This window comes from Hymenobacter sp. BT559 (genome assembly GCF_017571525.1).
GTDB classification, from domain to species: Bacteria; Bacteroidota; Bacteroidia; order Cytophagales; family Hymenobacteraceae; genus Hymenobacter; species Hymenobacter ginsengisoli.
Genome location: NZ_JAGETY010000011.1, coordinates 88,527 through 103,261, shown reverse-complemented (window position 1 = coordinate 103,261; position 14,735 = coordinate 88,527). Strand labels below are relative to the sequence as shown.

Here is a 14,735-nt window from a genome sequence, read left to right as displayed (position 1 = left end):
AGAAGCCCCGAAAGCTGCAGCTTTCGGGGCTTTTTCTCGTAGTTGCTCTTCAGTATTCTCACCCAAACATCCCCACCGCGTTTTTGCTCGGCAGGCTGGTTTTACCCATCAAATACATATCAATCTGACGGGCTGCCTCCCGGCCTTCCGAGATGGCCCACACGACGAGCGACTGGCCCCGGCGCATGTCGCCGGCCACGAATATGCCGGGCAGGTTGGTGTGGTAGGTAGTTTCGGGGGCGTGCACGTTGCCGCGCTCGTCCAGCTCAACCCCTAGCTGGCCGAGCAGGCCTGCATTGGCCGGGCCGGTGAAGCCGAGGGCTAGCAGCACCAGCTGGCAGGGGATTTCGCGGTCAGAGCCGGGCACTTCTTCGAACCGGATGCGGCGGCCCATGTCGTCGGTTTCCCAGGTTACGTCGCTCACGAGCAGGGCGCGCACGTCGCCATTTTCGTCGCCCAGGTAGGCTTTGGTGTTCACGCCCCAGTAGCGCTGGCAACCCTCTTCGTGCGAGCTGCTGGTGCGGAACACGGTTGGGTAGAGCGGCCAGGGCGTGTGGGCCGGGCGTTCCTCGCCGGGCTGGTGCATCATGGCAAACTGCGCTACCGACTTGGCCTGTTGGCGGTTGGCGGTGCCCACACAGTCAGAGCCCGTGTCGCCGCTGCCGATAACTACCACGTCGAGGCCATCGGCCAGGATGTGCTCGCTGTCCACGGGCGTATCGCTCACGCGGCGGTTTTGCTGCGTCAGGTACTCCATGGCATAGTGAATGCCTTTGAGCTCGCGGCCGGGCAGGTTAAGCTCGCGCGGGGCCGAGGCGCCAGCCGCCAACACCACTGCATCGAATGCTTGGCGCAACTCGTCGGCCGAGAGGTCGCGGCCAATTTCCACGTTGCAGCGGAAAGTCACGCCGGCTTCTTCAAGCAGCTTGATGCGGCGCTCAATCACCCATTTTTCGAGCTTGAAATCGGGCACGCCGTAGCGCAGCAATCCGCCCGGGTGCGGGTCGCGCTCGAACACCGTGACGGTGTGGCCGGCCTCGGCGAGCTGCGCCGCCACCGCTAGCCCCGCCGGACCCGAGCCCACCACGGCTACCTGCTTGCCGGTTTTCAGCACTGGCGCAGTGGGCTGCACGTAGCCCTTCTGGAAAGCGATTTCGATGATATGCTTCTCAATTTCCTCGATGGCCACCGGCGCACTGTGGATGCTCAGCACGCACGCCGACTCGCACGGCGCGGGGCAGATGCGGCCCGTAAACTCAGGGAAGTTATTGGTAGAAGACAGGATGTCGTAGGCCTCGCGCCAGTCCTGCCGGTACACCGCCTCGTTGAACTCGGGGATGATGTTGCCCAGCGGGCAACCCGAATGGCAAAACGGCACCCCGCAGTTCATACAGCGGGCCGACTGCTTGTGCAGCTCCGGCTCGGGGTAGAGGCCGATGAATTCTTGGTAGTGCGCCACGCGCTCGGTCGGGGCCGCTTTGGGCGGCGCGGTGCGCGGGTATTCTTTGAAGCCAGTAATGTTGCCCATGATTAGCTATCGTTGTTATTGCTTGTCTACTGTGCTCAGCCTTACTTCACCTTCACCGCCTTTTCCAGCACCCGCTTGTATTCCAGCGGGAACACCTTCACAAAGCGTCCGGCTTCCTCCTCCCAATTGCCTAACAGGAAGTTAGCCAAGTGACTGCCCGTCAACTCATGGTGCTGCTTCAGCAGCGTCTGAATCTCGGTTTCGTCGGCTTCGGTCAGGCCTTCGAGGGCTACCATGTCGGGGTTGCAATTGGTCGGAAACTGGCCGCTAGGGTCATAAATCCAGGCCAGGCCGCCGCTCATGCCGGCGGCGAAGTTGCGGCCCGTGCCGCCCAGCACCAGCACCCGGCCGCCGGTCATGTACTCGCAGCCGTGGTCGCCCACGCCTTCGACTACCGCCGTGGCGCCCGAGTTGCGCACTGCAAAGCGCTCGCCCGCCTTGCCGCGCACGTAGAGCTCGCCCGAGGTGGCGCCGTAGAGCGCCACATTGCCGATGAGGATGTTATTCTCAGGGGTAAAGGTGCTGGTGGCGGGCGGAAAGATGGCTAGCCGGGCGCCGCTTAGGCCTTTGCCCACGTAGTCGTTGGCTTCGCCTTCGAGCTTGAACGTGAGGCCACTAGCCGAGAATGCGCCGAAGCTCTGCCCGGCCGAGCCAGTGAATTTGTAGCGAATGGTATCGGCGGGCAGGCCAGCTGAGTGGTAGCGCTTGGCAATCTCGTTAGAGAGCAGCGTGCCCAGCGTGCGGTCGGTGTTCTTGACCTCAAACTCGGCCGTTACCGTTTCCTGGCGCTCCAGCGCGGGCTGGGCGTGTTCAAGCAGTTGCCAGTCGAGCACTTCCGCAATGCCGTGGTCCTGGCTTTCGCTGTTATACAAGGTGCCGCCCGAGATATTCGGGGCGGGCGTCAGCACTGCATCGAGGTCGATGAGCTTAGCTTTCCAGTGGCCCGCCTCGGGATTCACTTTCAGGAATTCGCTGCGGCCCACCATCTCATTAATAGTGCGGAAGCCCAGCTCAGCCATGATTTCGCGCAGCTCTTCGGCCAGGAAGCGGAAGAGATTCACAATGTGCTCGGGCTTGCCGCTGAATAGCTTACGCAGCTCGGGGTCTTGGGTAGCCACACCTACGGGGCAGGTATTGAGGTGGCACTTGCGCATCATGATGCAGCCGCCCGCGATGAGGGCGGCCGTGGCTACGCCAAATTCTTCGGCCCCTAGCAGGGCAGCCACGGCGAGGTCGCGGCCGGTTTTCATCTGGCCATCGGCTTGCAGCACCACGCGGCTGCGGAGCTGGCTGCGGAGCAGCGTTTGCTGCGCCTCGGCTAGGCCCAGTTCCCAGGGCAGGCCAGCGTGGCGGATGCTGCTGAGCGGCGAGGCGCCCGTGCCTCCGTCGTAGCCCGAGATGAGAATCACGTCGGCGTGCGCCTTAGCTACGCCCGCCGCGATGGTGCCCACGCCCGCCTTGCTCACCAGCTTCACGTTGATGCGGGCGGCGCGGTTGGCATTTTTGAGGTCGAAAATCAGTTGGGCCAGGTCCTCGATGGAATAGATATCGTGGTGCGGCGGGGGCGAAATGAGGCCCACGCCAGGTGTGGCGTGGCGCACTTTGGCAATCCACTCATCTACTTTGTGGCCAGGTAACTGACCGCCCTCGCCAGGCTTAGCGCCCTGGGCCATCTTGATTTGCAGCTCGTCGGCATTGGTCAAGTAGTGCGCCGTGACGCCGAAGCGGGCCGAGGCAATCTGCTTGATGGCGGAACGCATCGAGTCACCGTTTTCCAGGTGCTCGTAGCGCAGCGGGTCTTCGCCGCCCTCGCCGGTGTTGCTCTTGCCGCCGATGCGGTTCATGGCAATGGCTAGGGTGCTGTGCGCCTCGTGCGAAATCGAGCCAAACGACATGGCGCCGGTCGCAAAACGCTTCATGATATTCTCGGCCGGCTCAACCTCTTCCAAGGCAATGCTGGGCCGGTGCTTGGCAAAGCCCAGCAGCCCCCGAATGGTGAAGAGCTGGTTGGGGTGCTCATTCAGCAACTGCGCGTACTTCTTGTACGTCTGGTAGTTGCCGGTGCGGGTGGCGTGTTGCAGCAGGTGCACCGTTTCGGGGTTGAACATGTGGGCCTCGCCCTGGCGGCGCCACTGGTACACGCCGCCCGCGTCGAGCAGCTCGGGGCCCACGGTGCTTTCCTGCTTGAAGCCGTGGAAATGCTTGAAAAGCGTCTCCTTGGCAATCTCATCGAGCCCTAGCCCCTGAATGCGCGTAACGGCTCCGGTGAAATACTGGTCCACCACGTCCTGGTTAAGGCCCAGAATCTCAAATACCTGCGCGCCGTGGTACGACTGCAAGGTTGAGATGCCCATCTTCGAGAAGATTTTGAGCAATCCATCGCACACCGCCTTGATGTAGTTGTAGGCCAGTTTCTCAGAGGGCAAATCGGCCCCTAGCAGCCCGGCCGCGTGGCGCGTCTGGATGCTGGCTAGGGCCAGGTACGGGTTCACGGCCGTGGCCCCGAACGACAGCAGGCAGGCAAAATGATGCACTTCCCAGACATCGCCGGCCTCCACCACCAGGCCCACCGAGCCGCGCATACCGCGCTTGATGAGGTGGTGATGCACGGCCGAAACCGCCAGCAGCGACGGAATGGGCGCGTGCTCCGAATCCATGGCCCGGTCGGAGAGAATAAGCACCTCAAAGCCGTCATTGACAGCATCTTCGGCGTAGCGGCACAGGCGCTCTACGCCGCGCTGCAAAGCGCCGGCCTTGCCATCGGCCTTGAAATACGTCTGGAGCGTCTTGGCCTGAAACGAGCCGGTGTCGATGCTGCGCAGCTTCTCCAGCTCGCGGTTGCTGAGGATGGGCTGCTTGGCGGCTACGCAGTGGCAGTGGCGCGGGTCCTCGTCCAGAATGTTGCCATTGTTGCCGATAAACGTGGCTAGGCTCATCACCAGCCGCTCGCGAATGGGGTCGATGGGCGGGTTGGTGACCTGGGCAAAAAACTGCTTGAAGTAGCTGCTCAGGTGCTGCGGCTGGTCGGAAAGCACGGCTAGGGGTACGTCCACGCCCATTGAGCCGATGGGCTCCTTGCCTTCCAGCGCCATTGGGGCCAAGATGGTTTCGAGGTCCTCGCGGGTGTAGCCGAAGGCTTGCTGGTACTTCAGTACAGCCTCGGGGCCGAGGTCGGTGAAGGTGAGGCGCGGTTCGGCCAGGTCCTCCATCCGAATCTGGTAATTATCCAGCCACTGCCCATAGGGCTGTTGGCCAGCAGCTTGCGCCTTTATCTCACGGTCGGTGAGAATGCGGCCAGCCTTGGTGTCCACCACGAACATCTTGCCCGGCTGCAAGCGCCCCTTCTTGATGATAGTTTCGGGGGCTAGCGGCAGCACGCCCGCCTCGGAAGCCACCAGCACGCGGCCATCGTTGGTGATGGCGTAGCGCAACGGGCGCAAGCCATTGCGGTCGAGCATGGCGCCCACTAGGGTGCCATCGGTAAAGTTGAGCGCAGCCGGGCCATCCCAGGGCGCCATAAAGGTGGCGTGGAACTCGTAGAATGCCTTTTTGAGCGGGTCCATCTGCTCGTTGCCGTCCCAGGCCTCGGGCACCAGCATCATCAGCACGTGGGGCAGCGAGCGGCCGCAGTGCAACAGCAGCTCCACGATGTTGTCGAGGCAGGCCGAGTCCGATTGCCAGGGGTCGATAACGGGCAGCAGCATCTCCATTTCCTCGGCCGAAAAATAGGGCGAGGTGTAGGTGGGCAGGCCCGCAAAAAACCAGTTCAGGTTGCCGCGCAGCGTGTTAATCTCCCCATTGTGTGCCAGGTAGCGGAAGGGCTGCGCTAGCTTCCACGAAGGCATGGTGTTGGTCGAAAAGCGCGAGTGCACCAGGCCAAAGGCCGAGGTCACGCGCTCGTCGCTAAGGTCGGGGAAGTACATGCCGACCTGAAACGTGGTCAGTTGCCCCTTATACACGATGGTGCGGCACGAGAGTGAGGCGAAGTAAAACGCATCCAGTGCTGCCGGCAACTGCTCGTTCAACGACTTGATAACCAGCCGGCGCAGCACGTAGAGCTTGCGCTCAAAATCTGCCTCAGTGGCTAGCCCCACCGGTCGCCCCAAGAATAGCTGCTCAATCGCCGGCTCGGCCGACAGCGCCGTGATGCCGATGCCCTCGGTGCGCACCGGCACCGGCCGGTACCCTAGCACTGGAATGCCTAGCCGCTGCGCCGCGCTCGCAATTACTTGCTTGCACGCCTCGCGTAGCTTTTCTTTCTTCGGTAAAAACAGCATGCCCACGCCGTAATCGCCCGGTTCGGGCAGCCGGATGCCGTGCTTCACGCACTCTTCCAGCAAAAACCAGTGCGGCAGCTGAATAAGCACGCCCGCGCCGTCGCCCGAGTCGGAATCGCAGCCGCAGGCGCCGCGGTGCTCCATATTGGCGAGCATGGTCAGCGCATCGGTCACCATTTGGTGGCTCTTGCGCCCGTCGATGGAGGTAATAAAGCCCGTGCCGCACGCATCGTGCTCAAATTCGGGCCGGTAGAGGGTGGGCGTAGTCATGATTAAGTTGTAAGTAGCGCGGACTTTTAGTCCGCGACCTGGTGCGATTATTACCCGCGGACTAAAAGTCCGCGCTACTTCTGGGCACGGCTTCGCGGCGCTGGCCCCAAGCTGCTTTCGAAAAAACAGCGAGGCTAGTGCCGAAAATCGGCATCCGTGATGGGTGGGGAGGGGGAGGAGAGGGCAGAGGCGCCAGCCAACAATGTTAGCCATTGCCGAGGCAATTTGGGCAGTGGGTGCGCCAATCGCCGGGTAATATACAACGCCGAAGCTCAGCTCGCGCTATGGCTAGCGTCGGTCAGCACGCACGGCGGCCAGCGCATGCGCCTTGGCCGTGTGAATATGGTCGATAATGGCGGCTAAGTTATACCCATCGGAGGCACGCGCAAAAACGAATGGTCCATCGCCGCGCATGCGGCGCGAGTCGCGGTCCATCACGCCGAGGTCGGCTTTGACCAGGGGCGCCAGGTCTATCTTATTGATTACGAGCAAGTCGGCCTGCGTAATGCCGGGGCCGCCCTTGCGCGGCACTTTGTCGCCGCCCGACACGTCGATGACATAAATTGAGTAATCGACCAGCTCGCGGCTGAAGTGCGCGGCCAGGTTGTCGCCGCCACTTTCCACAAACAGATAATCAAGCTGATTATCAAACTTATGCATGAGGCCTTCGAGCGCGTCCATGTTCAGCGAAATGTCTTCGCGGATGGCGGCGTGGGGGCAGCCGCCGGTTTCAACGCCCACAATGCGGTCGGCGGTGAGGGCGCTTTCGCGGATGAGAAACTCGGCATCCTCGCGGGTGAAGATGTCGTTCGTAACAACCCCCAGCCGGTAGTCGTCGCGCAGGTTTTCGCACAGCGCCTTGAGCAAGGCCGTTTTCCCAGTGCCTACCGGCCCGCCAATGCCCACCGTAAAGGCCCGCTTACGGAAGTTGCGGTAGGGCGGCAGGCGCCGGGTTTCGCGCTCGGTAAAGTCGCCGGGCGACTCCAGTACCTCATGGCTATGGCCATGGAGCAAAAGGGCGAGTTTATCGACGAAAGCCATTGCTAATTGATTTTCATGCTCCTAAGTCAGATGCCAATGCGAGCGCAGCGAAACAATCGCATCTGCACGAAACCCGAACGAGTCGTTCTAGTGCGATGGCTTCGCGGTGCTCGCACTGACAGATGGCTAGGTAAGAAAGCCTAGTTCTGAAAGAGTCGCGAGTAAATGTCGTCGTGTAGTATTTGAGCTACATCGAGTAATAAAGTACAACGAGTAGCCTCGGTGTAGGGCCGAATATCGGCGGCATCTAGCAAATTCTCAAAAATTTCGTAAAAATCGTGTTGCAGCAGGTGCCCCGCCATTGGCCCGATAAAGCCCAGGCGAATGGCGGCACTCAGCTGGTCGCGCAGGGCCAGGTGCAGGTAAGTAGCCTGAATATCAGCCACGGCGAAGCCTGCTTTGCCTAAGCTCAAGCCAAATAGTGGTACAAAATGCGCGGGCAATTGCTGTCGCGCCAGCTCCTGGCCCAGCTCGGCTAGGCCCACTTCGGGGTAAAAAGTAGCCAGCAGCTTCAGCCAGTTTTTGCCCTGCGTGAGGCTGGCCTGGTGCAGCGCGGGCGTGAGGAGTTGGGCGTCGTACTCTAGCAGCAGCGGCTCTAAGTCGTGGCTAGCCCCTGCTGCTGAGGTGATAAACGGTAAGTCAAAGCCAACTGCCTGCTGAAGAAAGGAATATAAGTAGGCGCGAAACTCCGTTTCGGTGCGCACGAGGCCAAAGGTGAGGCTGCTTTCCAGCCCGTAGGAGTAGGCAAAAGAACCGGTAGGTAGGGCCGAGTCGGCGAGGTGAAGCAGGCGCGCGAGGTGAGGCATAGCAAAACAGTCGGCCCGCAAGCTACGGCATGGGCTCGGCTAGCTGGAAGTTGCGCGGACTTTGTAGTCCGCGTTTGCGCCCGTAGAGGTGCTTTTTTAGTGCCAAACGCGGACTACAAAGTCCGCGCTACTCCCAAGCCACCTGACTAGCCCATAGGTAAGCTCGTCCTTAACGCTTTGCCAGCGGCGGGCGTACGCCGGGAAGTATTCATCAATATTCCTGTTTCGAATGGCTGTTTCTGTTGACCCTGCCCGTACCTCCGGCGCTACCGAGTCTAGTTGGTTTCCGACGGCCCCCGCCCGGCCCACCTTCCCATCGCTCACTGAGAATACGACTGCCGATGTAGTGGTGGTAGGTGCTGGCATCGCGGGCCTTACCACGGCGTATTTGCTGGGCAAGGCCGGTAAAAAAGTAGTGGTGTTGGAAGACGGCGAAATAGCCAGCGGCGAAAGCGGCCGCACTACGGCGCACCTCTCCAATGCCCTCGACGACCGCTATACGACCCTAGCCCAGCTTTTTGGGGAGGAGGGCGCCCGGCTAGCCGCCGAAAGCCACGGGGCTGCCATCGACCAGATTGAGCAGATTGCAAAAGACGAGCAGATTGCCTGCGATTTCCTTCGCCTCGATGGCTACCTGTTTCTACCCAAAAATGGCACCCACCAGGAGCTGCAAGACGAACTCGAAGCCACCCACCGCGCCGGCCTCACGGGCGTAGAATGGCTGGCCAAGTCGGGCACAACCGGCTTTGAAGCCGGTGAGTGCCTACGCTTTCCAAACCAAGGGCAATTCCATATTATTAAGTACCTCAATGGCCTTGCGAAGGCTATTGCGGCGCAGGGCGGCCGCATTTTTACCAACACGCACGCCACGGAGGTGAGCGGCGGCAAGGAGGCGAGTGTGACAACCACCGAGGGCTTCGCGGTGCAGGCTCAGGCCGTGGTCATTGCCACCAACACACCCTTTAACGACCGGGTAGTGATGCACACCAAGCAAGGCTCGTACCGCACCTACGTGGTAACTGCGCGGGTGCCCAAAGGCTCGGTGGCCACGGCGCTGTACTGGGATACGGCTGACCCTTACCACTATATCCGGCTGCAAGCGGTAGAAGATGCCGACTACGACTTGCTCATCGTGGGTGGTGAGGACCACAAGGTGGGCCACGACGACCCCGAGGAGCGGCTAGCCTGCCTGGAGGACTGGACGCGCACGCGCTTCCCCCAGTTCACGGGTATCGAGTACCGCTGGTCGGGCCAGGTGCTGGAGCCTAGCGATGGCCTAGGCTACATCGGCCGCAACCCGCTGGATGCGGAGAATGTCTACATCATCACCGGCGACTCGGGCCACGGCATGACCCACGGCACGCTGGGCGGCATGATAATCCGCGACCTCATCCAGGGCCAAGCTAACCCCTGGGCCGACCTCTACGACCCCGGCCGCGTAACGCTGAAACCGGAGTCAATCAAGGAATTTGCCCGCGAAAATGCCCTGGTGGTCGCCGATTACACCGAGCTGCTGACGGGCGGCGACGTGGCCTCGGCCGATGACATCAAGCCCGGCACCGGTGCGGTGCTGCGCCACGGCCTCACCAAAGTAGCTACCTACAAAGACCCCCAGGGCCGGGTGCACGAGTGCTCGGCTATTTGCCCCCACCTGGGCTGCGTGGTGCACTGGAATGACCTGGAAACCAGCTGGGACTGCCCCTGCCACGGCTCGCGCTTCGATGCCTACGGCCACCTGTTGGCCGGCCCGGCTAACTCTGATTTGGCGCCGAAGGAGGCCTAGCCATATCCGCTTTATCTAGCTCGGCAGCTGCGTTAAGTGCTGGTCTATTTTGGCCAGCACTTGTGGCAGGCGGTGCAGCACTTGCTCGTTGGTAAAACGAACAACAGAAAAGCCGCACTCTTGCAATGCCTGCGTGCGGCCGCTGTCATATGCCACTGCTTCGGGCGCTTGGTGGACGGCCCCATCTACTTCTACTACGAGCCAAGCCGGCAGGCAAACGAAGTCTACAAGGTAGTTTGCTATGGCATGCTGTCGGCGAAACCGGTAGCCTAGCTGCCCGCCGCGCAGTACTTGCCACAACTGCTCTTCGGCCGGGGTAGGCTGTCGACGGTTTTCGCGGGCAAAACCCTTGAGGCCCTTCCAGCGCTGCCGGTCGGTGGTGAAGGTATGAATAGAGCTATCGGTGGGGCCAAGGTTTGCCATTGGTTGCTAGGGCAGTGTTTTACCGGGCGATTGACCTCACCCCCCGGCCCCCTCTCCTTGGGGAGAGGGGGCCGGGGGGTGAGGTTTAACGCTAGAACAAGTTATACAGCTGCGCCAGCGGCAGCGTCTGCGCCGGCTCGCACGTCAGATGCACGCCATCAACCATCACGCGGTACGTCTCCGGGTCCACCGAGATATTGGGTAGATAGTCGTTTAGGGCCATGTCTTTCTTGGCCACCGTGCGGCAGCCTTTCACCGCTAGCACGCACTTACTTAGGCCATATTCGGAAGAAACCTTCTCTACCGAAGCACCCGACACGAAGGCCACCGAGCACGGCCCGGTAGCCTTGCCATACGCCCCAAACATGGGCCGCGAAAACGACGGCTGCGGCGTTGGGATGGAGGCGTTTGGGTCGCCCATTTGGGCCTGCACGATAACGCCACCTTTTAATATCATCTCCGGCCGCGAGCCGAATAGGGCGGGTTTCCAGAGCACTAAATCGGCCAGCTTACCGATTTCAACCGAGCCGATTTCGTCGGCCATGCCGTGGGCGCGGGCGGGGTTGATGGTGTACTTGGCCACGTAGCGGCGAGCGCGGAAGTTGTCGTTGGGGCGCTGGGCGTTGGCATCCTGGGGTAGGGGGCCGCGCTGCTGGCGCATCTTGTGGGCCGTTTGCCAGGTGCGGGTGATGACCTCGCCCACCCGGCCCATGGCCTGCGAGTCGCTGCTGATGATGCTCAGGGCACCTAGGTCGTGCAGAATGTCTTCGGCGGCAATGGTTTCGGGGCGGATGCGGCTCTCGGCAAAGGCCACGTCCTCGGGGATATTCTTGTCGAGGTGGTGGCATACGAGCAGCATATCGAGGTGCTCGTCGATGGTGTTCACCGTAAACGGCCGCGTGGGGTTAGTGCTCGACGGAATGACGTTGGGCTCGCCGCAAATCTTGATGATGTCAGGCGCGTGCCCGCCGCCCGCGCCCTCCGTGTGGTACGAGTGGATGGTGCGCCCCTTGAAGGCCGTCACCGAGTTTTCGACGAAGCCGCTCTCGTTGAGCGTATCGGTGTGGATGCACACCTGCACATCATACTTGTCGGCGATAGTCAGGCAGTTATCAATTGTGGCCGGAGTAGTGCCCCAGTCTTCGTGCAGCTTAAAGCCCAGCGCCCCGGCCTCTACCTGCTCGGCTAGCCCCTCGGGCTTCGAGGAGTTGCCCTTACCTAGGAAGCCGAAATTCATGGGGAAGGCATCGGTGGCCTTGAGCATCATTTCGATGTAAAATGCGCCCGGCGTGCAGGTAGTGGCCGTGGTGCCCGCGGCCGGACCAGCGCCGCCGCCCACCATCGTGGTCACGCCCGAGGCCAGCGCCTCAGTTATCTGCTGCGGGCAAATGAAGTGGATGTGGCAGTCGATGCCGCCCGCCGTGAGGATGTGCCCCTCGCCGGCCACCACTTCGGTGGTCACGCCCACCACCAGGCGCGGGTCCACGCCGGGCATGATGTGCGGATTGCCCGCCTTACCAATGCCCACGATGCGCCCGCCCTTGATGCCAACATCGGCCTTGTACACGCCGGTGTAGTCGAGCACTAGCGCGTTGGTAATCAGTAGGTCGAGCGCCTCGGCCTGCCCGATGCCGGCCGCCTGCCCCATGCCATCGCGCAGGGTTTTGCCGCCGCCAAACTTGCATTCCTCGCCGTACACGCAGTAGTCGCGCTCGACCTCAATCAGCAACTCGGTATCACCGAGGCGCACTCGGTCGCCCACGGTCGGGCCATACATAGCAGCATACGCCTGTCGAGAAAGGGGTAGGGACATGGGACTTTAATTAAGATTAATAATTCCTGTATCTACAAAGTAGATTTTTATTAAATAACGCTAAGTGAGAACCTAGCTCCACAGCTCTGCTCCATACTATACAAGCAGAATCCTTTTTTGACGTATCATCAAGGCAATTTCCAAGCATCAAAAGTGCTGTTGTATCATTAGGAAACGTGCGTTGCAGCACCCTGGCGTCGGATAAAGCTTCGTCAAATCTTCTGTCATCGACTAGCATGTGATAGCGTAGATTTCTTGCTTGCGTGTCAGCTGGATTTATCACTAACGATTGATTAAAATCTTCATAAGCCTCTGCTCTGTTATCAAGTTTCAGCATCAACTGCCCACGATAGGTATAATCCCAGCTATCCGGCTTTTTCCTAATCCTAATTGCTTCATTGTAGTCTTTTGTAGCACCAGTGTCATTCTGAATTGTATGCTTTGCATAAGCACGCATAAATATTAAATCAGCCTTTTCAAGAGTCTTGTAATTTTTTGCAGTACCATAAATGTAAGATTTTGAAGTATCAATAGCGCTACCAGAGTGCAACGAAGAATCTACCCGTTATATAATCTTAGTCCACTGACCTTGTGCCGCAAAAGCTCGTAATTTAGGGTATTCTGTTCCTATGACAAGTTCAGCAGGTTTAGGCTTGAGTAGTTCGTAGGAAAAGTATAATGCTAGAATAGTTGCGCCTGAGATATAAAGGCGTATTTTATTGCGCTTTAAAAAGTTTATTACATTTATAAAAAATAAAATGATGCTTTTTAATGCGCTTCTAGCATAATTTTTTCGTTTAACTCGTTTTCCTAAAACCGAATGGCTTTTTTCTAAGATTAAATATTTTCTTTTAAAATATTCATACTGAGTTTGTAAAGAATCTATTTTTTCCCGCTCTTGATTAAGTAAATTTCTTAGATGAAAAACTTTGTCTTGCTCTTCGGCAAGTTGTTTTTTGAGTTGCTCGTTAATAAAGCGTTCGATTTTTGAAGACTCAGACGTTTTATTGCTATGCGATTTATTATTGAAAAATTCTCTGTCGTATCTACTTCTCTTCTGGCTGTCAACTAATGTTTCATAAGCTAATAAAACTTCTTGGAACCTTTCTTTAAAGAAAATGTCATTTAGATGCAAATCTGGGTGCATCTTTTTAGCATACGTTTTGTATGCTTTTTTAATATCTTCAGTTGTGCAGTTTTGGGTTAAGCCTAAAACCTGGTAATAGTTAACCACTTTATTTGGCGAAATACTCTGAATAATTAGAAAGTTATCCCAGCTTCCCCAGCGCCTGCTGCTTGCCGGCTTCATCGAGCGGGCCATCTATCCAGCCGTTGCCGCCGTACACGCGGCGCTCGCCGGCCAGCGCTACGAGCTGCACGCGCTTGCGCTCGCCCGGCTCGAAGCGCACCGCCGTGCCGGCCGGGATGTTGAGCCGGAAGCCAAAGGCCGCTGCCCGGTCGAAGTCTAGCCCCGCGTTGGTTTCGAAGAAGGGGTAGTGCGAGCCCACCTGCACCGGCCGGTCGCCCCGGTTGAGCACCTCTAGCTCAATTACTTCGCGGTTGTCGTTGAGAATCAAGTCGCCATCGGCCAGCAGGTACTCGCCGGGCACCACGGCGGGCGCGGGCGGCGCGGTGCTAGGGGCCACCCGGCTCAGCCCGCTGCCGTAGAGGGCCAGCTCGGGCGCGCCGTGCTCGCGGCAAATGGGCTGGTGCACGGTCACGAGCTTGGTGCCGTCGGGGAAGGTGCCTTCTACCTGCACCTCGGCTAGCAGCTCGGCCACGCCCTCCAGCACGTCGGCGAAGCCCAGGAGCTGCTTGCCCTTGTCCATGAGCGCGGCCACCGATTCGCCGTCGCGGATAAACTCCAGCAGCTGGGTGGCGAGCAGGGCGGCGGCCTCGGGGTAGTTGAGGCGCAGGCCGCGGGCGTAGCGTTTCTGGGCCACTACGCCGGCCTGGTGCAGCACGAGTTTGTCGAGGTCTTTGGGGGCGAGGTGCATGGCGCTAGGGTTGAATTGCGAATGTAGGAATGTAGCGCGGACTCTGCTAGCCCGCAAGAGAGCAAAGCGAGCAGTAAGCACTGGACGACACCTAACGCGAGCTACTCGCTACGCTCGCACGCGGACTCGCAGAGTCCACGCTACATCACACATGCGCCCACACCAGCCAGCCGCCATAGCCTACGCTCAGCGCCGACGACAGCACCACGGTGCTAGCCCGCAGCCGCTTGCCTAGCCGCATGCGCTGGGTGAAAGGCAGGTGCATGAGGCTTACAGCGGCTAGCATGCCCAGCACCGACCCTAGCCCAAACACCAGGATGTACGCCACCGCCCACGCAGGCTGCGGAATGGCCCCCAGCACCGCCAGCACCAGCGCGCCGCCGCCCGCTAGCCCGTGCACCAGCCCCACAGTGTAGGCAAAGCCCGCCTGCTTGGGCTTCTGCAATGACTGATACGAGTTTCTGTCCAGTAGCCGGCTAATGCCCAGCCCGATAAGCATGACGCCCACCGCCGCTTCAAAGTAGCCCGAGTGCAGCCAGGTAGCCCGGCTGAAGATGATAACTGACCCGAACAACACCAGCATGGTGGTGTGCCCCAGGCCCCAAAATAGCCCGTCGCGCAGGGCCGGCCCTAGCCGGTCGTGGCGCGTAACGAGCGTGCTCACGGCCAACAGGTGGTCGGGCTCGAAGGCGTGCCCCATGCCGACTACGGCCGCGAATAAAATAGGAATAAGAGGCTGCATCACTACAAAAAAGCGCCTGCCGTGCGGCGCAAGCAAATGCTAGCTAAGCACAACA

General features: G+C 59.8%; 11 protein-coding genes. 1 reads left to right on the top strand and 10 read right to left on the bottom strand.

Going from position 1 to position 14,735, the window contains the following annotated elements:
• Positions 1-58 precede the first annotated feature (58 nt).
• The 4 genes from J4D99_RS15555 to J4D99_RS15540 form a co-directional block, all read right to left on the bottom strand.
• Positions 59-1,528, bottom strand: a complete 1,470-nt coding sequence (locus tag J4D99_RS15555) for a glutamate synthase subunit beta (RefSeq protein ID WP_208132659.1) — start codon at positions 1,526-1,528, stop codon at positions 59-61.
• A gap of 41 nt (positions 1,529-1,569) precedes the next feature.
• Positions 1,570-6,075, bottom strand: coding sequence for a glutamate synthase large subunit (gene gltB / locus J4D99_RS15550; protein ID WP_208132658.1), 4,506 nt, complete (start codon positions 6,073-6,075; stop codon positions 1,570-1,572).
• A 288-nt stretch (positions 6,076-6,363) separates the two neighbouring features.
• Positions 6,364-7,116: an urease accessory protein UreG gene (gene ureG / locus J4D99_RS15545; protein WP_208132657.1), complete on the bottom strand. Its 753-nt coding sequence runs from the start codon at positions 7,114-7,116 to the stop codon at positions 6,364-6,366.
• A 140-nt stretch (positions 7,117-7,256) separates the two neighbouring features.
• Positions 7,257-7,922, bottom strand: a complete 666-nt coding sequence (locus J4D99_RS15540) for an urease accessory protein UreF (RefSeq protein WP_208132656.1) — start codon at positions 7,920-7,922, stop codon at positions 7,257-7,259.
• 229 nt (positions 7,923-8,151) lie between these two features.
• Between J4D99_RS15540 and J4D99_RS15535 the strand changes: the two genes are divergently transcribed.
• Complete coding sequence (locus J4D99_RS15535; RefSeq protein WP_208132655.1) at positions 8,152-9,705, top strand: FAD-dependent oxidoreductase; 1,554 nt, start codon at positions 8,152-8,154, stop codon at positions 9,703-9,705.
• A 15-nt stretch (positions 9,706-9,720) separates the two neighbouring features.
• Here J4D99_RS15535 and J4D99_RS15530 read toward each other — a convergent pair whose 3' ends face one another.
• From J4D99_RS15530 to J4D99_RS15505, 6 genes are all read right to left on the bottom strand, one after another.
• Positions 9,721-10,128, bottom strand: coding sequence for an endonuclease domain-containing protein (locus J4D99_RS15530; protein ID WP_208132654.1), 408 nt, complete (start codon positions 10,126-10,128; stop codon positions 9,721-9,723).
• A 91-nt stretch (positions 10,129-10,219) separates the two neighbouring features.
• Complete coding sequence (gene ureC, locus J4D99_RS15525; RefSeq protein ID WP_208132653.1) at positions 10,220-11,941, bottom strand: urease subunit alpha; 1,722 nt, start codon at positions 11,939-11,941, stop codon at positions 10,220-10,222.
• Positions 11,942-11,957: 16 nt separating this feature from the next.
• Positions 11,958-12,491 carry a hypothetical protein gene (locus J4D99_RS15520; RefSeq protein WP_208132652.1) on the bottom strand — a complete coding sequence of 178 codons (534 nt, stop codon included), beginning with the start codon at positions 12,489-12,491 and terminating at the stop codon, positions 11,958-11,960.
• Positions 12,492-12,506: 15 nt separating this feature from the next.
• The gene (locus tag J4D99_RS15515; RefSeq protein ID WP_208132651.1) at positions 12,507-13,262 is read right to left on the bottom strand and encodes a J domain-containing protein; all 756 of its coding nucleotides are present in this window, start codon (positions 13,260-13,262) and stop codon (positions 12,507-12,509) included.
• Entirely contained in the window at positions 13,210-13,938 is a 729-nt protein-coding gene (locus J4D99_RS15510; protein WP_208132650.1) for an urease subunit beta, read from the bottom strand. Before J4D99_RS15510 ends, J4D99_RS15515 begins: the two co-directional genes overlap by 53 nt.
• A gap of 145 nt (positions 13,939-14,083) precedes the next feature.
• On the bottom strand, positions 14,084-14,680 hold the full coding sequence (locus J4D99_RS15505; protein WP_208132649.1) for an urease accessory protein: 597 nt from the start codon (positions 14,678-14,680) through the stop codon (positions 14,084-14,086).
• Between the last annotated feature and the right edge of the window lie 55 nt (positions 14,681-14,735).